We start from the raw sequence: 19,961 nt of genomic DNA on the forward strand, positions 1-19,961 counted from the left end.
CTTCTTCACTGAAGTGGCATTTTTATTGTTGTAGAGATTTATAAGTAGTACTGTCCATACATATCACCTATTTTCTATTTATCTGTCTCAATATCAGTATACTAATATTGATAAAGTTTTTATATCTACCCGCACGTCCAGACAGGTTGGTCGTTCGCAGCATCTGTATATCGTATATAAATGCGTTAACTTTAGGCTCTAAACTGCTTTTACTTTTCTATTTTATGAAGGGACGTATTCTCTACTCCTGCTTAATTGTCTGCTTATTTTGTACTGGACTGAGTATCTCCAGTTATGCCCAGGCAATATCTAATGTCACGTTTCCCGCAGCGGCTGTCTGTCCCGGAAGTAATGTAACAGTTTCATTTACGACAAGTGCCCAATTTGCTGCTGGAAATATATTCACGGCTTATTTGTCTGATGCAAGTGGCACGTCTTATCCCACAATAATAGGTACTGTCACAAGCCGAACAACTGGAACGATTAACGCCACGATTCCAACGGGAACGGCTACCGGTTCGGGATACAAAATTCAGGTGAAGGCAACTAACGGCGTATCAGCCAACTCGTCGGCTACACTCACGGTCAGTCGTCCAACTGCACCAGGTGTAACACCCCCATCATCACCTTACTGCGAATCGGATGTAGCCCCGGGCTTACTCGCAACAGCTTCAGGCGGAGGTAGTCTTAATTGGTATGGCACCAATTCGTCGGGGGGAACAGCCTCAAGTACACCAACCGTACCCAGCACTGCTGCATCGGCGATTGGAACAACCCTGTATTACGTCAGCCAGACAGTTGGTGGCTGCGAAAGCCCACGGGCCTCTATTTCGGTTACAGTTAAAGGTAAACCCAGTACACCGGGAGTAATAACACCTTTAACTTATTGCGTGGGGCAACCCGCAAGTGCCTTAACGGCAACACCAGGAACCGGTGGGTCGCTCAACTGGTATTCTGTTGCATCAGGCGGTACAGCTTCATCTGCAGCACCCGTTCCTGTAACATCAGCAGCCATTAGTAAGACATATTATGTAAGCCAAACGCAAAACGGGTGTGAAGGACCACGAGCATCCATCACGGTGGTTGTCAATGCTATTCCTGCCGCACCAACAGCTACTGCTCCCGCTCCTTACTGCGAAGGAGCAACGGCATCAGCCCTTTCTGCCACAGGCCAAAACCTGTTGTGGTACGGCACGAATGCATCAGGCGGATCGGGCTCTGGTAGTGCTACGGTTCCCAGCACGTCAGTCATTGGTAATACCGTGTATTATGTATCTCAAACGGTGAATGGCTGTGAAAGCAGCCGGACGGGTATTACTATACAGGTAAAAGATTCACCTGGCGCACCAGCAGTTACTACCCCTTCACCATATTGTCAAAATCAAACCGCTACAGCTTTAAGTGCCATTCCATCTACCGGCGCAATATTGAACTGGTATGGAATAAGTTCCTCAGGTGGCTCACCTTCTGCAACGCCAACTATTCCGGTAACAACCCAGGCTGGTACTATTAACTACTACGTTAGCCAAACCCTGAACGGGTGCGAAGGGCCACGGGCATCGATTTCAGTAACGGTTAAGGGTACCCCAAGTGCGCCAAGTGTGTCAAGCCCGCTTGTTGCCTGTCAAAATCGAACAGGCTACTCGCTGACAGCCTCTCCATCCAGTGGTGGTTCGCTCAACTGGTATGGTACGTCAGCGTCAGGCGGATCTTCGACATCGACACCCCCCATACTGTCAACGGCAAGTGTAGGATCAGTAACTTATTATGTCAGTCAGTCGGTAAATGGGTGCGAAAGCGCTCGATCTGCCCTTATCGTCACCGTTAACGCTGTCCCAGCTGCTCCAACAGCAACCGCTCCCTCTCCTTATTGCGAAGGTTCTACCGCTACAGCCCTTTCGGCCTCCGGGCAAAGTTTGCTCTGGTACGGCACCAATGCATCGGGCGGGTCAGGGTCAGGCAATGCTACGGTTCCCAGCACGTCAGTTATTGGCAGTACGGTGTATTATGTATCTCAAACGGTGAGTAGCTGCGAAAGTGAGCGCACAGGGATAACGGTACAGGTAAAAGACACGCCGAATGCTCCCGGCACATCGGCCGTTGATTTCTGTCAGGGGACTAGTGTCCCTACCTTAAATGTTTCGTTAACGTCTAACGCTACTGTTAACTGGTACGGTACCAACTCCTCGGGAGGTACACCCTCAGCAACGGCACCTGTACCTTCTAATTCAACGGTTGGCACTACCGTCTACTACGTCAGCCAGACATTAGTTGGTTGCGAAGGGCCACGTGCCAGCCTAAGTGTCCGGGTAAAATCCACTCCGTCAGCACCGGGAGTTAACTCCATTAGTTTTTGTAATAACAGTCAGGCTCAGCAGTTAACGGCCTCGGGTACAAGCTTAAAGTGGTTCGATGCATCTGACAATTTGCTTGGTGGCGCTCCAACGCCCAATACGGGAACAGTAGGGAATCAGACGTTCAAAGTATCGCAGACAACAAATGAAAACTGCGAAGGGCCAAAAGCCAGTCTGATCGTTACAATCAACCCCTTGCCTAGCCCTCCCGGCGTAAGTAATCTGACCTACTGCCAAGCGCAGGATGATCAGCCACAGCAAGGAATAGGCCCATTGACCGCCAATGGGCAAGGGAGCTTGAAATGGTTTTTTTCGGATGGAAGTCCGTCTGCCAGCCCACCTACACCATCTATTCAACAGTCTGGAACACAAATTTTTCAGGTAAGTCAGGTAGTTAACAACTGTGAAGGTGCCAAAGCTATCCTTCAGGTAACGGTTACAACGCCACCAGCACCAGTTACACCGAAACCAGTGGTTACGTACTGTATTAATGATAAGGCCGTTCCGCTGGAAGCTGTTGGTGAAACAGGTAGCCAGTTGAAATGGGTTGACCCATATGGTAAAGTTACAAACAACGCACCAACGCCATTGACGCTGAACACAAATGTACAGCCACAGGGAGATCCTTTTTATGTCTACCAAATTGCGTCAAACGGGTGTTACAGCGCCCGATCAACGATTCGCGTAGTTGTCAATACAACCCCAACACTGTCTCTGTTTGCGCCAACACCCGTTGTTAATCTGGGCATAAAGGCCCCTTTACAATTGAAATTTACTGGCTCTGGCCCTTATAGCTACAGCCTTACGGGTGGTTACTCCGGCATAGCCCGTATCGATACAACAATTTCAGTGTTACCTCGTGGAAATACCACCTATCAGGTAACATCAATTAGTAATGGTTGCGGAACCGGTTTACCAGGGAATCCGGCAACCATTGCGGTTCGTGTGCCATCGGTGTCAACTAGTTCATTAACGGCAACTACTTTGTGCGCAGGTACATCATTGTCGGTTCCATTTGTTACCGCAGGAGAGTTCAATCCGGGCAACGCATTCCGAATAGAGATGGTTAGCGTAACAGATACGACAAAAAAATATGCCGTTTCGACAAGCGCCAATAACTCGCCGGTGACAGGCTCTATACCTACTACCTTATTGAGCGGACAATATTACGTTCGTATAAAAGCCGACAATCCGGAAATAGCGATCATAGGTAGTAATAGTCCCACATTACTGACAGTGCGCTCGTTTCCAACGGCAACGCTAACGGGTACGCAGAATATTTATGAGGGCACACCAGCGAATCTGACACTCACCTTTGGGGGGGATGGCCCCTGGAATGTGACGTATGCCGATAGCCTTAGAAACTACCCACTAACAGTTACCACAAACCCGTATGTAGTTGAGGCCCGGCCAGTCCGCACCACGACATACAGCTTAGTCAATGTTTCTAACAGTTGTGGCACCGGGACACTGTCAGGTACTGCGGTAATAACAGTACTGCCTTTACTGGGTGTTGACGATAATTCGCTCGATCCGTTGGTAAAAGCCTATCCTGTACCAACAGCGACAACGTTGATTGTTGAATTGAATTTGCCGTTAACGCATGACCCGGCCACGTTATCGTTGACCGACTTAGGGGGTCGACCCATTTTACAGCACACGACCCGAAATCAGCTGAATGAGCTGAATCTTACTGCACAACCCAGTGGCTTATACCTGTTGCGTATACAAGTTGGTGATCGGCAAACAGTTAGAAAAGTGTTGAAGCAGTAGAATCGGTTATTGGTTACAAGTTATTGGTCACTATAATTAGTAGTAAATAACGATTGACCAATAACTCAATAAATAACCTACCCAACATGCCCGACGACTATTTCATGGAAATGGCATTGGTTCTGGCCGAAGAAGCCGCCGATAATGGGGAAATTCCCGTTGGTGCCATTGTCGTTTGCCGAAATCGGATTATTGCTAAAGCACGAAACCAGACGGAGCAGTTAAACGACGTAACAGCACATGCCGAAATCATGGCAATTACATCGGCAGCGCAATATTTAGGGGGTAAATACCTCACTGATTGTACCATGTACATTACGCTGGAGCCCTGTGTCATGTGTGCCGGCGCTCTTTTCTGGGCTCAGCTTGGGCGGTTGGTTATTGGGGCCAGTGATCCCAAACGCGGCTACAGTCGTATTCAGCCGTCGTTATTACACCCAAAAACCCGGCTCGAAACAGGTTTACTTGCCGAAGAGAGCCAGGCATTGCTGGCGAAGTTTTTTAGTCGCTTAAGAACATAATTCACAATAGGGTTGTTAATTCAACCGAATAATCTTCCATCTAACTAATTAGTAAAATGGCTTTTGTACTAGACCCACTTCCTTACCCAAGTGATTCGCTCGAACCGAATATCGATAAACAGACAATGGAAATTCACCACGATAAGCACCATAATGCCTACGTGACGAATTTGAATAACGCTATTGCGGGTACTGACATGGAGAATAAATCCATTGAAGATCTGCTGTCCAGTGTAAGTAAAGCACCAATTGCTGTGCGTAACAACGGTGGTGGTCATTATAACCATACGTTGTTCTGGAACACAATCTCAGGCAGTGGTGGTGGTCTGCCGACAGGTACCCTGGCTGATGCAATCACACAGAAATTTGGTTCGTTCGATACCTTCAAAGAAGAGTTCACGAAGGCAGCAACTACTCGTTTTGGTTCTGGTTGGGCTTGGTTGATCGTAACTCCCGAAGGTGAACTGGCTGTCACATCATCGCCAAATCAGGACAACCCATTGATGGACGTTGCCGAAGTAAAAGGCTTTCCTGTCATTGGCCTGGATGTATGGGAACATGCATATTATCTGAAATACCAAAACCGTCGTCCCGATTATATTGCCGCTTATTTCAATGTGGTTGATTGGAATGCCGCCGAGAAGCGCTATCAGCAAGGTAAGCAAGCCTAGTTGAGCAATGAATTATGAGTTATGATTATAACGGGTGATTAAGTTTCACATAAATTTTCCGTCATTCATAACTCATAATTCATAATTCATCACTACTTTTGCACTCCTAAAACGGTGATTGTAGCTCAGTCGGTTAGAGCGCCGGATTGTGGTTCCGGAGGTCGCGGGTTCGAGCCCCGTCTTTCACCCAGTAAAAAAAGGTCTTGATTCGTTCAAGGCCTTTTTTGTTTTCCCTCTGGATTAATATGAATAATGGCCTTTTATGAACTATATGCTATTCTCTTCAATCCAGCATTTATACTACTTTGAAAGAGCGCACTGGTACCAAGTGCTGCCTTTCTGTACTGAAAAATATTTTTTTGTTTAAACTTGGGGCTTAAACGTTAAACAAAACTAAAAATTCCGTAGTTTAGTATTTGTTATTTACAACGGACAAGGACTCATGAGTACGTATTCAATCAGAGATTTAGAACAACTTTCAGGTATCAAAGCGCATACGCTTCGGATTTGGGAACAACGATACACGATTCTCTCACCTGACCGAACAGATACTAACATTCGTACCTACGGTGATGAAGACCTTAAACGAGTTTTGAATATTTCTCTATTAAAAGACCACGGCTATAAAATTTCGGAAATCGCGAAATTTTCTACTGATGAACTAAACAGGGAAATAGTTAAGATCTCCGAAAGGCATCTTAGCTACCCAGACCAGATTCAAGCGCTAACCATCGCTATGCTGGATCTAAATGAAGATCGTTTCGAGAAAATTATCAGCACGAACATTCTTCAGGCTGGCTTTGAAAATACAATGATCAATATCATTTACCCATTTTTAAACCGTATAGGCACATTATGGGTAACGGGATCTATCGGGCCGGCACAGGAACATTTTATAACAAACCTGATTCGTCAAAAAATCATTGTTGCCATTGACAGCCAAATAGGTTCGCCAACTTCCTCTGGCAAAAAATACATGTTATTTTTACCAGAGGGCGAGTTTCACGAAATTAGTCTTCTATTTGCGCAATTCATTATTCGCTCCCGGTCCAATAAAGTCATTTATCTGGGGCAAAGCCTTCCTTTCAATGAGTTAGTGTTTGCGCATGAATTGTATCAACCCGATTATATTTTTTCGGTACTTACCACGGTGCCGTCAAACCACGAAGTTCAGCCTTTTGTCAATCGTCTGGCGGGTGCTTTCCCAAACACACAGGTACTGTTAACGGGATATCAGGTCGTTGGTCAGGACATCACCCCTCCCGACAACACAATCATTATCAATCAAATAACTGAGTTGATGCGTATTGCCAGTAATTGATTCAGGTTTTTAAGCCAGATTTTGAGCAAACGAAAGCGCACGACGCTCAGCATACGTGTAGACATCGCCCGATAGCTGAAAACCAACATGGCCGCCGGTTCTTGGTGTTTCCAGAAAAATATGGGGGTGGGTTTCGGCGAGCCAGGCCGGGGAACACTCAGGCGACAGAAGCGGGTCATTCTGTGCATTCAATAGTAAGGTTGGAACGCATATACCCGGCATAAAATTAACCGCTGAGGCCTGTTCATAGAAATCGTCGGCACTACGATAACTGTTAACCGGAGCAGAAAAAAGCTCGTCAAAATCCCGCCACAGTTTCACCTGCTTCAACTTACTCATGTCCAGTCTACCCGGAAATTGTATTGCTTTCTGGCTTAGTTTGACGACCAGTTTCTTCATGAACCGATTCCGGTAAAACCGGTTAAACGGCCGGTCGAGCAGCTTGGCACTGGCACCCAAATCGGTTGGTGCCGAAATAGCTACTCCACCCTTAATGACGTTGGGTAACTGGTTACCATGAACTCCCAAGTATTTTAGTGTAATATTTCCCCCCATACTGTAGCCAACCAGTACGACTTCGCTATACGAATTTCGTTGAAGGGCATGCGCGATAACCTCGCCGAGGTCCCCAATCTCACCGTGATTATAGAGTCTGAATGCCTGATTCATTTCTCCGCTACACGAGCGACAGTTCCAGGCCAGAACATCGTACTTTTGCTGCGCAAAGAGTTTGGCCGTTCCGAGCATATATTGCCGGGTACTATCGCCCTCCAGCCCATGCGTTAAGATAACCAGACGGTTTTGACCCTTATTTATCCAATCAAGATCAACAAAATCGCCATCCTGTAACGTCAACCGTTCGCGTTCATAGGCAATGCCCGTTACGGCGCGCGTAAGGCCGGGAATGATCGTTTGCAGATGACCGTTGTACTGATAGGCCGGAGGACCGGGATAGGCAGAAGGTATAAGCGGCATATTAACTAAACAGCGGATACGTTAGTAACGTTATTCCAGAACAAACTAACACAATGCAGTTCGCGAAATATTTGTCCGTCATTTTTGCCAGCACGATCAAATTTGTTGGAGGGCCGTTGTCTGGAGCGGCACTTGGGTTAAATTGGTTCGAAACAGCCATTTGCACCATGTTGGGCATGATGATTAGCGTTGTGCTGGTTATTTACGCAGGTGCGGCCCTGCAAGCCTTATTCAGCCGGTTTCGATCGGCCCCTGCCAAACGATTCACGAAACGAACACGTCTGGCTATTCGTGTCTGGAAGCGCTTTGGCCTTGTCGGTATTTCCTTTCTTACCCCCTTATTATTAACCCCAATAGGCGGCACTATTCTGGCACTATCGTTTGGCGTTAACCGGAGTAAGGTAATTCTATATATGCTGATTAGCGCTGTTTTATGGGCTATTGTCCAGACACTGGCTTTTTATCAGATTCCCGGACTGAAGGGCATGTTTGGGTGAACGGCTACCGGCTAACCGTTTGGGGCACAGATGCCGGCGTTTTTTTTCTGAAATCGCCCTGCGAGAAGTACTTCTCGATCAGACAATACATCAAAATAAAAAAGTAGCGGCTACCCATTTCTTTGATCTTCAATTTCGACTCGCCGTATTTTCGATTTGTCCAGCTGTTTGGTACAACCGCGTACGAATAACCACGAACGATGGCTTTGAGGGGGAGTTCGACCGTTAAATTAAAGTGGGGCGCCAGAAAAGGCTTTACACCTTCAATAGTTTCACGTTTATAAAGCTTAAAGGCGTTGGTGGTGTCATTGTATTTAATGCCCATCACCATTCGAACAATGAAATTAGCGACTCGGTTGATCAATTTTTTAAGCTGTGGATAGTCGATCACCTTGCCACCAGCTTCCCAGCGGGAACCGAAGACCGCATCGACATCCGAATCGAGCATCTTATTATAAAATCGAACCAAATCTTCCGGATCGTCAGACAAGTCAGCCATGAATACCGCAACACAATCGCCCGTGAACCGCTCCAGACCATACCGAACGGCGTAACCAAACCCATTGGGTCCCGGATTTGTGTAGTAAACGAGTGTTGGAATTTCAGTCGCGGCTAATTTCTCCAGTATGGCTAGCGTACCATCTTTGGAATTATCGTTCGTAACGCATATCTCATGAGGAATTCCGTGCCTGGAAAGGGTTTGATAAAGGGCACGTAGCGTTGGGGGCAACGACTCCTCTTCGTTGTAGGCGGGGATAACGACGCTTAATTTCATAGGTAAAAGTAAACAGAACCCAGGTAAAACTAACCTCTGGGTTTACTTTCCGAAGCGTTTCTACCGTCTCAGTTTAGCTGGTTATACGTGTGTTGGCTGGCTTCTTTAGACAGAATTAACCATTCATGAGTCGGTGTAAGCCGATGGCTACTACCCCATAAGCACGCTGCACAACTGGTGGCGTCAGGTGGTTGTAAATAACCTTTTTGAAATCAGCCCAATCTGGTTTTGCCAATGAATAATAGATGGCAGCTAGGCGCAATTTCTTTATATATGAGTCTCGAAACTGGGTGCTGTTGAGCATCATTTTATAATAGCGAGCTATATTCTTTCTCAATACACTATCAAACTTATAGTCCAGCTCGCGATTGATATTGCTGTACATATCGATGCGGTTTTTCAGGAAAACTGCATCGTCATACTTGTCGGAAAAGCTTACTCCGTTTCTATTTTTCCTGTACACCGACATCAAGTCAGGCAGATAGCCGATTTTGCCCAATTTTGCTTTTAAAATCAGCCGTGGAATGTCTCCGCTAACCGACTCCCGAAACCAGGCTGGATATTCAGCAATGGAATTGCGACACATGGTGGAGGATGTGGCCATGAACCAGATTTCATCCTCTCCAACTAAGTCCTCTATTGTGTAGAAGGGCTTCATGTCGGGGCCGTTCAATACGTGCGAAGGCTTGCCATCTTCATACGTAATGAGCGCATTGTGAAATGTCAGTGAATAATCAGGATGAGCGTCTAACAGATCAGCCTGTTTTTGCAACTTGAGCGGGTCAATTAGATAGTCATCGCCATCAATCAAGGCATAATACTCTCCTTTTGCTAATTTCAACGTTTCCAGAAAATTAATCCCGCCGTTTTTACCCATATTATAGGGGTGCAGCACACCTTTGACCAGACCCGGATACTTGCGTTCGTATTCCTGAATAATCTCCCGCGTACCATCGCTCGAAAAGTCATCGCCGACCAATATTTCAATAGGAAAAGTAGTCTTTTGAGCCAGTACACTATCAATGGCCTCTCGGATAAAATTTTTCTGGTTATAAGTGATAATCAGAACACTGACTTTTAGCATAAGAAGATATTTTTTCGTTTACAGTCATTCGCTGATGACTCTAAACGACCTACTAATGAAGGGTCTTCAAAGTTAAGTTTTTAACCGTTCGTATTTAAGCTTTCCAACCTTGGTGCTCGTCTTTTCCGTATGGATTCAACGCCAGAATAGTACCTGCTTTTTGCGAATTAAGTGAGTGCCAGTGCCGACCGGAAAATCTTTCTCTTAATGGGTAATGCGTTATTTGCGGATGGAAATAAGGTTGTCTTCTATTGGTTATGCAACTCAGCCTGCTGGCTGAGTTGCATAACCAAATCCCGAGGCACCAAAACCATTTCCGTTGTACAACATAACCCACTGCTCACGATGATTGAAGATATGGCAGTAATCCATCATCATTGAATCCCAGCCATCTATTGACCGTTCAATTCCAGCCAGATCGTCTCTTCGCTCCCAGGTAATACCATCGTTCGACTGAGCATATCCAATGCGGTAACTCTGCCGAACATCAGTACGATAATTGGTTGCATTACGGTACGAAAAATACATTTTGTACAAATCACCGTCTTTATAGACCGTTGGGCGGCCAATGGCATCTGTGAACTGATCGTATCCTACACAGACATGCCCTGTCCGTTTCCAGTCAATACCATCTTCCGATTCGGCATACTTAACGTCGTAAAAAGGCTCGGGATGCCCGTCTATTACTTCTATTTTCGTACACGACAGGTACCACATACGCCACCGGATTGAACCATCAGGCTGTTCTTCACGCATGACGCAGGGCTGGGCTATCCAGACCTGATCGTAAATGGACCGATCGAGTAGGGGGCCTGTATATTTCCGTTCAAACGTTAACCCGCCATCGCGACTGATAGCCAAACCAATACCCAGCCGATAACTTGCCGTTTCGCTTTTGTTCCAGCCAGTGTAGTAGAGCCAGATTTCATCGCCTACCGGTAAAAACCAGGAAGGCATGGTTCCTGTTTCATCAAACATGCCAACTGCACCTTTTGTCAAGCAGGCTTTGTTATGAATGTATGTCACTTCCGACAGATTATCGGGGTTTAGTTCAACGAAGGAAACGGCCGATGCGCTGTCTTCATCACGCGTGGAAAAGTACACCCGCACTTTGTCTTGCATAACATACCCAAACGGAACTTGCGCGTGGGTACGGCTAAACGATTTCGAGCCGTCAGGTTTATAAACCAGTCCTTTTTTTTCCCAGGTCATTCAATTCGAGTCTTATACTGTACTGATAATTTACCCCCTACTTACTCAAGATTAAAGGGTTGGAGCCAACCGGGTAATCATACTGTCGTGGATCTGAGTCATCGTTTCTGTCAAATCGAATGTCCAGTCCCAACCGGGATAATGCTGTTTAAACTTAGTCAGGTCGGAGATATACCAGATATGATCGCCACTGCGATTGGTCTCCGAATACTGATAATTCATTTTATTGCCCGAAATGGTTTCGCAAAGTGCCATGGCTTCGAGCATGGAACAGTTGGCGTAGCGACCACCGCCCGCGTTGTATACTTCGCCCGGACGTGGATTCTGGTAGAAATGCCAAAACATGTTCACCAGATCCCAGCTATGAATATTGTCGCGAACTTGTTTGCCCTTGTAGCCAAAAATAGTGTATTGATTGCCTGTAATGGCACATTTCATCAGGTACGACAGGAATCCGTGCAATTGAGCGCCTGAGTGGTTCGGGCCTGTGAGGCACCCACCCCGGAACACAGCGGTATTCATACCAAAGTAACGGCCATACTCCTGCACCATGATGTCGGCAGCCACTTTAGAGGCTCCAAAAACAGAGTGTTTGGTGTGGTCGATACTCATATGCTCGTCGATACCATTCTCGAAATAAGGGTGATTATGGTCTATTTCCCAGCGCGTCTCGGTTTCGATAAGGGGCAGGAAATTTGGATTGTCGCCATACACTTTATTGGTTGACGTGAAAATGAATACCGCTTCGGGGCAATGCAGGCGGGTCATTTCCAGCATATTGAGCGTACCAACAGCATTAACGCCAAAATCGGTGAACGGCTCGCGAGCGGCCCAGTCATGGCTTGGTTGAGCTGCTGTATGCAGTACAAGTTTGATATCAGTACCGAATTCGCGAAAAATCGTTTCCAATTGCGATACTTCCCGAATATCGGCTGGCCGATGGTGATAATTAGTATAGGTTTCGGCAAGGCGATTTCGGTTCCACTCCGTTGACCCATCAGCACCAAAGAAGTATTGCCGCATGTTGTTATCAATACCAATTATCAGATCGAATTTATCGGCAAAGAAAGCAACGGCTTCACTGCCTATCAAACCAGCAGACCCTGTAACTAATGCAATTTTCATATCATTTATTTTAATAGTACAATTTATATGTCATTTATTATACGTATTGGGGGTTCTCTAACCAAATAATACTACTTCTTCAACTTTTCAACGGAACAAAGTAACGGAAAAAATCAGACTTACATTCCCTTTGGCTACCTCAGTCATACAAACAATCAATGCTTTTTAGGGAGTGGGCAAATAAAACGACAGCGACAAATCAGCGGTTATGCGCCAATTCATCGCTGTCGTTATGTTCGTCAGGAAATCTTATGCTCCCTGTCCCAATGTACCGGCACCAAATAGTTTTTCGCGGATTTTCTGGGTCCGTGCGTCCAGATCTGGATTTGGCGTGTACTTATATTTTGTCTGTACAGCAGAAGAGTCTCTGCCGGTTCCGTATACTTCTGGATCACCTGCCCGATAGTCTGCCCGGTAGTCGTCGACGCGATAGTCGTTCTGGCGAACAGAGTTATATTTTTGATAGTCGCAGGATGCCAGCGATAATACTGCTACAGCCAACAAACCTATGCTTAGTACGCGTTTCATAGCCACTTGATTACGAATTGATTCGGCAAAAATAGGTTAGACCACTTAGGTTTCCAAACGAGAAGGCTCACTTCTTATATGTCAACACTTTTTAAGATTTCAATCTCACCCCAAACAAAGCCCATTAACTCCTGAATATGGTCATGAGAAAAATCGAAGGGCACATCGGCTGCTGCGTAAATCTCACCAATTGATGCTTTGTAGCCTAAACTCAGCGCTTTTTTGTACCCGGCCAAACCAGCTTTCGGATCGCGTCGGTAGTTACGCCAAACGCCAATAGCGCCCAGTTGCGCAATGCCGTATTCGATGTAGTAAAAGGGTACTTCATATAGATGTAACTGCCGCTGCCACAGGTATTCCTGATAAAAGGCGAACCCATCCCAATTGGTTATAGAATCGGCAAACTGGTTGTAAATCCGAAGCCAGTTCTCCCGACGTTCGGCGTCTGTGTGGGTAGGATGCTCATAAATCCAGTGCTGAAACTTGTCGATGGTAGCCACCCAGGGTAAGGTCTCAATAATAGATTCGAGGTGTTGAAGTTTGGCCCGGCGGAGTTCATCAGGATTGTCAAAAAATACATCCCAATGATCCATCGACAGCAACTCCATACTCATCGACGCTAATTCAGCCACTTCCATCGGCGGGTTACGGAATGCCTTTAAGACCAAATCGCGGGTCAGGAAAGAGTGAACGGCATGACCGCCTTCGTGTACCATCGTTACCAGGTCGCGCAGGCTGGAGGTAGCGTTCATAAAAATAAAGGGTACACCAATTTCTTCGAGCGGATAATTATAACCACCCGGTGCCTTTCCCTTACGCGATTCCAGATCGAGGTGGCCCATTGCCCGCATGATCCGCAAATCGTCGCCCAGTTCTTTATCGAGTCGGTCAAAACACGTGATCGCTTTTTCGAGAAGTTCGTTTCCGGTTGCGAACGGTTTCAACGCCGGACGACCCTCCACATCGACCTTGGCATCCCAGGGACGTAATAGATCAACCGAAACGTCGGCCCGCGCCAGTTTCTCTTTGCGCTCTTTGGCAAGTTTGTTCACAAAAGGCACAACGGCCTCGGCGACCGATTCGTGGAAATTGAAACAGTCTTCGGGGGTGTAATCGAATCGGCCAAGGGCGGCAAACGAATAATCCCGAAAGTTGGCAAACCCAGCGTTGACCGCTATTTGATGCCGCAAATCGCGCAGGCGGTCAAACAGTTCGTCAAGCGTTGAGTGATCCTGATAACGCCGTTCCCAGATTTTGCGCCAGGCTTCTTCGCGTACAGCGCGATCCGTCGATTGAATTCGGTCGCTGGCTTCGGGCAGGGTCATTTCGCGGCCATCGATTTGCACTGTCATGGCCCCAACAATGGCCCCGTACTTACGCTCTTCAGTTTGAAGCTCGGTTTGCAACGGAATATTTTCGTCCCGATATATCTCAATGGCTTTCTTCATACCCCGCACCATCACATCGTAGCCATCATCGGTCAATTGACTCAGAAAAGGGCTGTTTACGGCTTTAAGGTCAAGGTCGTTGCCATACGTAGTCATGGCTGGCTGGATTTCGGCAATGAAGAAATTTAGCTGATCAACCAATTTCTCGTTGGCCGTATCGCAGGTCATGCGAATGTAGCGCCAGGCGAAGTTTTCGGACAGGTATGATTCCAGTTCGCTTCGGTCAATGAGCCACTGTTTTAGTTCATCGGCATTATCAATCGAGCGATCCAATAATTCCTCATAGAGTGGTTTTACATCGTCCCAACTGGTCAATTCGATAGTCTCCCCAATAAAGGAACGTGTTGGCCGGGCAGGCAGATTAAGTGATTGATTTGCTGTCATAGAAAGTATAGGGTGGCCCAAAAGCCGCATAGCCATAGGCTATTTTGAATGTACTGTTTAGTTAGAAATAGTTGGCTCCTAGCCATGTTACTGTAAGCTATTATCAAACTTTTTTGTTCACAAATTTGCAACTACGAAATTGTTCGTATATGTTTACTACGAAATCATTCGTAGATAGTTATGAAGCCCACTGACTCTGAACTAGAAATACTGCATATACTTTGGTTCAATGGCCCCAGCACAGTACGACAAGTACACGAAAAGCTGAGCCAAAGCCGCGATATAGGGTATACAACGGCCTTAAAACTCATGCAGATTATGCACGAAAAGGGTTTTTTATCCCGCGAAGAAGATGCCCGCTCGCATACATACGCGGCCATCGTGAGCGAAGAAGATACCCAGCGCAATTTGGTGGATCGTTTTGTAGAAACGGCCTTTCGGGGTTCGGCGTCCAAATTAGTGATGCAGATATTGGGTCAGCATAAAGCCTCGCGGGAGGAACTGGATGAGATCAAGAAACTGCTGAATGATCTGAACCAGGATTTATCTGAATGAGGTGATTTACCTGATTTTCTCAAACGAATATTTTTCTAAACCAACAGACAATACGTTTATGAACGCTCTTGATTTCTTATCCAACCCGGTTGCCAATGCACTTGGCTGGACGTTGCTCCATGCCGTTTGGCAAGGATTTGCGCTGGTATTACCCATTGCGGTAGTTTTACACCTTTTGCGTAACCAGTCGAGTGAGTTGCGCTACCGCATAGGAACGCTGACTCTGTTAAGCCAGTTGCTGGTTTCTGCCATAACATTCGTGTGGTATTATAAACCATTGGCGGACACTTTTGCCCCCAATGCGGTCTCTATAAATGCATATGCACTACCCATTCGCTGGCAAGATGTAGCGAAAACGCTGCCCTGGCCCCAGCAAATGCAGCTTTTTCTGGAAAATCATTTAAGCCAGTTCGTCTTTATTTACCTGATTGGTGTAGCCCTTTTTGGGTTGCGATTGGCTGGTGGCTGGCTCTATTTACAACGGCTGATAAAAACTGCCATGCATCCCTCAACAGCCGTCTGGATGCAACTTACCGAGCGACTTCGGTTAACGCTTGACGTTCGGGCTGTAGTCCAGGTGCGGGAATCGTCCCGTATTGCCGTGCCAATGGTTGTGGGTGTACTTAAGCCCGTTTTGTTATTGCCCGTTGCGCTGGTTACGAACCTGACAACGCGCCAGATAGAAGCTATTTTAGCCCATGAACTGGCGCACATTAAACGGCATGATTATGCCGTAAACCTATTGCAGTCGGTTGTGGAAGTACTTTATTTCTTCCATCCGGCTTTGTGGTGGCTGTCGGCGCGGGTACGTGAAGAGCGCGAACATTGCTGCGATGATCTGGCGGTGCAGGCTTGTGGTGGCGACGGGCGTATTCTGGCACAGGCGCTGGCTCGTGTTGAAGAATTGAGACTGACGGCAGTAAACTCGTCTCCTAAGCTCGCGATGGCATTTGCCACAAACCGCCAGCAACTATTGCATCGGGTACGGCGGATGCTGGGCGTGCCATCGCGACCGTTTATCTCAAATGGTAGTTTGGCGGGGTTGACCCTGGCAACGATTCTACTAATGAGTGTGTCCGTTTATGCGGTTCAAAAACAGGATAAACCTAAACACAAAATCAGTCGGCCACATCCGGTATCGACGCGCAAACATAAAATTGACAGCGATTCAGAGTATGAAATGGTCGATAATCAAACGCTAAGTCGTATTATCTGGAAAGGACATAAACTATCTGCTGCCCGCATACAAAAATTACAGCATATACTTGATCAGGTTATGGCCGGACAACTGTCGCTCGACGACGTTTCACAACCCGACCGGGATATCCTGTTAACGATTATCGAAAAAAATAATGCGTTCGATCAGGGCATGGGGGCATTGGCGAATGGCTTAGCGCATATCGACTATAGCAATATCGTTGCGTCGGCATTAGCGGATGTGCCGCTTAGCCCGGACGGAACGGTGGAAGGATTAGCCAAGGTTGATTATAACAACATTATTAAAGACGCTTTTTCTTCTTTGGCGCCCTCGAAATCGTTGCTCGATTCGCTCGACAAACAACGTCTCTCCCACCAACGCCAGCTAGACAGCTTAAGTCAGCTTACGGCTCAACGGTCAAAGCAAATGCAGACAATTCACCTCCAAATGGAAAAGCTCCGGTTTCCAATCGAAGAACTTCAGCGCAACCAGGAAGTACTCAACTGGCGGAAAGATAAACTGATGGAGCAACGTAACGCGCTGGTTGAAAAACACCAGAAACTACTGTATAACGATGGTAAGCAAAAACTAAGTCAGGACGACATCGAGAAGCAGTTAGCTACCCTTGAGCCGGAAATCAAAAAGCTGGAAGGTAATATGGAAGCATTGAACAAGCAGTTCGAAGCGATCAACGCAAAGGAAGACGAAGTTAAACTGCCGATGGAGAAATTAGAACGCGAATCGGAGCAACTGGAAGAGCAGATCAATAAACTTTCCGAGGAGGTTGACCGACACGGTGATGGCATGGCTAGACTATTTCCGGAGCGACTGGAGCGTTTAGATAGAGTGGAAGCGCTGGAGTCGACTGAGCGTCCTCTTCGCATACCCCGCCCACCAAAACCACCAAGAAGTGTGGCTCCGGCAGCACCTTCAGCACCCCTGCATGCAATGCCTGCGCTAACACCAGCCCCGGCTTTAGCACCAATGCGGAGCCGGGTGAATGTACCAAAAATACCTCGGACAATGCCGAAACCCGCCGTGGCACCAAAACCCGAGTAATGTAAACCGGGCGTCCCGTCCGGGTGTGAAAGGCGAAGCAACAACTGGCAACATGCTACACACCCGGACGGAACGCCCGGCACTACACTTAGTCAATTTCAATAACGACGTCTCGCCCAACGGGGTGCGCCACGCAGGTAAGCACATAACCGGCTTTTAATTCGGATTCTGACAGGCCGTCTTCTTCATCTAATTTTACCTTACCAGACGTACACTTGCCCAGGCAGGCTGTACACATACCCGCCTGACAGGAATAAGGCAAGTCAATATCCAGGTCCAAAGCAGCCTCCAGAATGGTCTGGTGCGGAGCTACGGCAAACTTATACTCACTGCCTTCATACAAAATCGTCACTTCGGGAGAACCACTGTCGGCGGCTGTAACCGGCTCTTCAACCACTTCACCAGCGGCAACAGGCGCCGAGACATAACTCTCTTTATGGACACGCTCCGTGGGAACACCCACCAGCGACAAAGCCGCACGGGCCTCAGCCATCATGCCATCGGGACCACAGAGGTAAACACTCGCATTCTTCAAGTCGGCACTGGGGACCTGGTCGAACAGTTTGGTTAACGTGTGTTGATTTAACCGACCTTCGGCTCCTGTCCAGCCCGGCGAGGGTTGGCTCAGGATGTGGCTTACCTGAAAGCGCGACTTTCCGTAGGCCTGTTCCATCGCATCCAGATGGTCCTTGTAAATAATAGACTCCTGGTTACGGTTTCCGTAAATGAGCCATACGCGGCTGTTTGGCTCAACGTGTAACGCCGATTTAGCCATCGAAAACAGCGGTGTAATGCCGCTACCCGCACCAATGAGTATAATAGTCCGGCGGTTTTGCGGTTCAAGTTTGGGAACAAACGTACCCATCGGCTCCAGCGATTCGATAATGTCGCCCGGCTTGATACGGTCAAAAAGATAATTGGAAGCCAACCCGCCCGGCACGCGTTTTACCGATACAGATAACGATACATCAACGTGGGGCGATGAGGCCATTGAGTAGGACCGACGCACCTTTTGACCATTGACGTTGAGTAAGAAGGTCAGAAACTGACCGGGTTGATACCGAATTTCTTCACTGATGGGGTGCCAGAAACTTATTGTTACAGCGTCGGCCGTTTCCCGGTCGACGTCTTTTACTTTCAAAAAATAACGATTTGCCATTACTATCCAGATTGTCTTTCAACACAGAACGAACGATAAACGAGTGGAGTTACGCTGCGTTCCAGTTATGTAAGCTACCCGTTCTTTTCGTTGACTGCTTTTTCGACAAAGGTACAAGTGAACAATGGGAACTTACCTCTTTTTGTAAAAATCAACTAACTCGTCGGCAGGGGCTTTGTTAATACGACCCATTGTTAAGCCTGTTTGTTTAACCGCCTGACGCAGAGGCTCGGCAAAATAATAGGCAATTGACCCTACAAAATGAACGGGCCATTGTTCAGCTTCGGGAAAACGCTTCACGTAGGTTGTCAAAAAAAGTGTAAATGCGTCGGTTACAAGGTTGTCGATATAGGGGTGTGCCAGATGATCGGACAGGAAGGGCGTGAATGAGGCAAAATAGCGATTTGGGAAAGGTTTTTGATAGGCGTTCTCCAGTAACGTTGCCCGATCGAGGGCGTAACGCAACCGAAAATCGTCGCGAAGTTCATTGGGAAGTCGTTCCTGAAAAAAGTCCCGAACCAGCGTTTTACCAAGATAGCCACCGCTTCCTTCATCGCCCAGCCAGAAACCCAGCGACTGAATACCCCGGATAATTTCAGAGCCATCATAACAACAGGCATTGGCACCTGTTCCGAGAATACAAACAATGCCCGCCTGATGCCCCACCGCAGCCCGGGCAGCTCCCAGCATATCGCTGTTTACCTCAATGGTTTGTAGACCCGGCAATACGGCTTGTAACCCATCGGCAATGATGTGGTTCACCGATGGGCCAGTGCAACCTGTTCCATAATAAAATACGTCTGTTACCAGCGCCCCGTTTAGGTGAGGCAGCAGTTGCGCTTCTAAGACAGCCGCTATTTGTTGGGCATTTTGATAATATGGATTGAAGCCATCCGTTTGAATAGCAAGGATCTGACCTTCATCGGAAACAAGTCGCCAGTCGGTTTTAGTTGAGCCACTATCAGCGATTAAAAGCATATTTTGTGTCAAGTACAAGCGTTGCGGTTTCAGGTTTGAATAGCTTCAACATGAAACCTTAAATTAGTTTGCCAACAGCGGTAAATCGGGTAAAAACGCCGTTGGTGTGGGGTGCATCGACAAGTTCGTCGGTGAGATCCTGCCCGGCCCAGTGTTCATAATGCTTGCCATTTCGCCAAAGCCGTGAGGCCGACAGGTCGTAGATAATGCCATTAAACGCGCACCAGATTTCGTCGCGATCCTGCCCATTACGCAGGGCCAACTGCGAACGGGTGTACACAGGCAGCGGTATTTCATTGATCGGCATTAAGCGTCCATTTAGTCAAACAACTATGATTATTAAG

The 19,961-nt window shown here is 47.2% G+C and carries 17 protein-coding genes and 1 tRNA gene; 8 read left to right on the forward strand and 10 right to left on the reverse strand.

Features of this window, described 5'->3' with window-relative positions; genetic code table 11:
* Positions 1–224: 224 nt before the first annotated feature.
* From CWM47_RS14755 to CWM47_RS14775, 5 genes are all read left to right on the forward strand, one after another.
* Positions 225–4,127: a T9SS type A sorting domain-containing protein gene (locus tag CWM47_RS14755; RefSeq protein WP_100988777.1), complete on the forward strand. Its 3,903-nt coding sequence runs from the start codon at positions 225–227 to the stop codon at positions 4,125–4,127.
* A gap of 86 nt (positions 4,128–4,213) precedes the next feature.
* A complete protein-coding gene (locus tag CWM47_RS14760) occupies positions 4,214–4,648 on the forward strand; it encodes a nucleoside deaminase (protein ID WP_100988779.1) in 435 nt (144 codons plus the stop codon).
* 56 nt (positions 4,649–4,704) lie between these two features.
* A complete protein-coding gene (locus CWM47_RS14765; protein ID WP_100988781.1) occupies positions 4,705–5,319 on the forward strand; it encodes a superoxide dismutase in 615 nt (204 codons plus the stop codon).
* 113 nt (positions 5,320–5,432) lie between these two features.
* Positions 5,433–5,508 (forward strand) — tRNA-His (locus CWM47_RS14770).
* 253 nt (positions 5,509–5,761) lie between these two features.
* Entirely contained in the window at positions 5,762–6,640 is an 879-nt protein-coding gene (locus CWM47_RS14775; protein ID WP_100988783.1) for a MerR family transcriptional regulator, read from the forward strand.
* Positions 6,641–6,649: 9 nt separating this feature from the next.
* Here CWM47_RS14775 and CWM47_RS14780 read toward each other — a convergent pair whose 3' ends face one another.
* Entirely contained in the window at positions 6,650–7,615 is a 966-nt protein-coding gene (locus tag CWM47_RS14780) for a YheT family hydrolase (RefSeq protein WP_100988785.1), read from the reverse strand.
* A 53-nt stretch (positions 7,616–7,668) separates the two neighbouring features.
* Between CWM47_RS14780 and CWM47_RS14785 the strand changes: the two genes are divergently transcribed.
* Positions 7,669–8,112 (forward strand): hypothetical protein, encoded by a 444-nt coding sequence (locus CWM47_RS14785; RefSeq protein WP_100988787.1) that lies wholly within the window; start codon positions 7,669–7,671, stop codon positions 8,110–8,112.
* A gap of 4 nt (positions 8,113–8,116) precedes the next feature.
* On the opposite strand, the gene CWM47_RS14790 is transcribed toward CWM47_RS14785, so the two are convergent.
* The 6 genes from CWM47_RS14790 to CWM47_RS14820 all read right to left on the reverse strand — a co-directional run bounded on the left by CWM47_RS14790 (position 8,117) and on the right by CWM47_RS14820 (position 14,668).
* Positions 8,117–8,887: a glycosyltransferase family 2 protein gene (locus tag CWM47_RS14790; protein ID WP_100988789.1), complete on the reverse strand. Its 771-nt coding sequence runs from the start codon at positions 8,885–8,887 to the stop codon at positions 8,117–8,119.
* A 115-nt stretch (positions 8,888–9,002) separates the two neighbouring features.
* A complete protein-coding gene (locus CWM47_RS14795) occupies positions 9,003–9,971 on the reverse strand; it encodes a glycosyltransferase family 2 protein (protein ID WP_100988791.1) in 969 nt (322 codons plus the stop codon).
* Between the two features lie 264 nt (positions 9,972–10,235).
* A complete protein-coding gene (locus tag CWM47_RS14805; protein WP_100988795.1) occupies positions 10,236–11,183 on the reverse strand; it encodes a glycoside hydrolase family protein in 948 nt (315 codons plus the stop codon).
* Positions 11,184–11,234: 51 nt separating this feature from the next.
* Positions 11,235–12,308, reverse strand: a complete 1,074-nt coding sequence (locus CWM47_RS14810; RefSeq protein WP_100988796.1) for an NAD-dependent epimerase/dehydratase family protein — start codon at positions 12,306–12,308, stop codon at positions 11,235–11,237.
* Positions 12,309–12,557: 249 nt separating this feature from the next.
* Positions 12,558–12,836 (reverse strand): hypothetical protein, encoded by a 279-nt coding sequence (locus CWM47_RS14815; RefSeq protein ID WP_100988798.1) that lies wholly within the window; start codon positions 12,834–12,836, stop codon positions 12,558–12,560.
* 74 nt (positions 12,837–12,910) lie between these two features.
* Entirely contained in the window at positions 12,911–14,668 is a 1,758-nt protein-coding gene (locus tag CWM47_RS14820) for a M3 family oligoendopeptidase (protein ID WP_100993881.1), read from the reverse strand.
* Positions 14,669–14,848: 180 nt separating this feature from the next.
* Between CWM47_RS14820 and CWM47_RS14825 the strand changes: the two genes are divergently transcribed.
* Together CWM47_RS14825 and CWM47_RS14830 are read left to right on the forward strand one after the other, a co-directional pair.
* A complete protein-coding gene (locus tag CWM47_RS14825; RefSeq protein ID WP_100988800.1) occupies positions 14,849–15,223 on the forward strand; it encodes a BlaI/MecI/CopY family transcriptional regulator in 375 nt (124 codons plus the stop codon).
* A gap of 58 nt (positions 15,224–15,281) precedes the next feature.
* Positions 15,282–17,480: a M56 family metallopeptidase gene (locus CWM47_RS14830; RefSeq protein ID WP_100993882.1), complete on the forward strand. Its 2,199-nt coding sequence runs from the start codon at positions 15,282–15,284 to the stop codon at positions 17,478–17,480.
* An 88-nt stretch (positions 17,481–17,568) separates the two neighbouring features.
* Here the strand turns inward: CWM47_RS14830 and CWM47_RS14835 are convergent, their stop codons facing one another.
* The 3 genes from CWM47_RS14835 to CWM47_RS14845 all read right to left on the reverse strand — a co-directional run bounded on the left by CWM47_RS14835 (position 17,569) and on the right by CWM47_RS14845 (position 19,924).
* The gene (locus CWM47_RS14835; protein ID WP_100988802.1) at positions 17,569–18,639 is read right to left on the reverse strand and encodes a ferredoxin--NADP reductase; all 1,071 of its coding nucleotides are present in this window, start codon (positions 18,637–18,639) and stop codon (positions 17,569–17,571) included.
* A gap of 132 nt (positions 18,640–18,771) precedes the next feature.
* Positions 18,772–19,617, reverse strand: coding sequence for an N-acetylglucosamine kinase (locus CWM47_RS14840; protein WP_100988804.1), 846 nt, complete (start codon positions 19,615–19,617; stop codon positions 18,772–18,774).
* A gap of 58 nt (positions 19,618–19,675) precedes the next feature.
* On the reverse strand, positions 19,676–19,924 hold the full coding sequence (locus CWM47_RS14845; protein WP_206170643.1) for a cytochrome b5 domain-containing protein: 249 nt from the start codon (positions 19,922–19,924) through the stop codon (positions 19,676–19,678).
* Between the last annotated feature and the right edge of the window lie 37 nt (positions 19,925–19,961).

The sequence above is a fragment of the Spirosoma pollinicola genome (assembly GCF_002831565.1).
Taxonomy (GTDB): domain Bacteria; phylum Bacteroidota; class Bacteroidia; order Cytophagales; family Spirosomataceae; genus Spirosoma; species Spirosoma pollinicola.

Excerpts from the sequence above, each read along its gene's own strand:
- CWM47_RS14755 (WP_100988777.1), top strand. The coding sequence starts at position 225 with ATGAAGGGACGTATTCTCTACTCCTGCTTAATTGTCTGCTTATTTTGT.
- CWM47_RS14760 (WP_100988779.1), top strand. The coding sequence starts at position 4,214 with ATGCCCGACGACTATTTCATGGAAATGGCATTGGTTCTGGCCGAAGAA.
- CWM47_RS14765 (WP_100988781.1), top strand. The coding sequence starts at position 4,705 with ATGGCTTTTGTACTAGACCCACTTCCTTACCCAAGTGATTCGCTCGAA.
- CWM47_RS14775 (WP_100988783.1), top strand. The coding sequence starts at position 5,762 with ATGAGTACGTATTCAATCAGAGATTTAGAACAACTTTCAGGTATCAAA.
- CWM47_RS14780 (WP_100988785.1), bottom strand. The coding sequence starts at position 7,615 with ATGCCGCTTATACCTTCTGCCTATCCCGGTCCTCCGGCCTATCAGTAC.
- CWM47_RS14785 (WP_100988787.1), top strand. The coding sequence starts at position 7,669 with ATGCAGTTCGCGAAATATTTGTCCGTCATTTTTGCCAGCACGATCAAA.
- CWM47_RS14790 (WP_100988789.1), bottom strand. The coding sequence starts at position 8,887 with ATGAAATTAAGCGTCGTTATCCCCGCCTACAACGAAGAGGAGTCGTTG.
- CWM47_RS14795 (WP_100988791.1), bottom strand. The coding sequence starts at position 9,971 with ATGCTAAAAGTCAGTGTTCTGATTATCACTTATAACCAGAAAAATTTT.
- CWM47_RS14805 (WP_100988795.1), bottom strand. The coding sequence starts at position 11,183 with ATGACCTGGGAAAAAAAAGGACTGGTTTATAAACCTGACGGCTCGAAA.
- CWM47_RS14810 (WP_100988796.1), bottom strand. The coding sequence starts at position 12,308 with ATGAAAATTGCATTAGTTACAGGGTCTGCTGGTTTGATAGGCAGTGAA.
- CWM47_RS14815 (WP_100988798.1), bottom strand. The coding sequence starts at position 12,836 with ATGAAACGCGTACTAAGCATAGGTTTGTTGGCTGTAGCAGTATTATCG.
- CWM47_RS14820 (WP_100993881.1), bottom strand. The coding sequence starts at position 14,668 with ATGACAGCAAATCAATCACTTAATCTGCCTGCCCGGCCAACACGTTCC.
- CWM47_RS14825 (WP_100988800.1), top strand. The coding sequence starts at position 14,849 with ATGAAGCCCACTGACTCTGAACTAGAAATACTGCATATACTTTGGTTC.
- CWM47_RS14830 (WP_100993882.1), top strand. The coding sequence starts at position 15,282 with ATGAACGCTCTTGATTTCTTATCCAACCCGGTTGCCAATGCACTTGGC.
- CWM47_RS14835 (WP_100988802.1), bottom strand. The coding sequence starts at position 18,639 with ATGGCAAATCGTTATTTTTTGAAAGTAAAAGACGTCGACCGGGAAACG.
- CWM47_RS14840 (WP_100988804.1), bottom strand. The coding sequence starts at position 19,617 with ATGCTTTTAATCGCTGATAGTGGCTCAACTAAAACCGACTGGCGACTT.
- CWM47_RS14845 (WP_206170643.1), bottom strand. The coding sequence starts at position 19,924 with ATGCCGATCAATGAAATACCGCTGCCTGTGTACACCCGTTCGCAGTTG.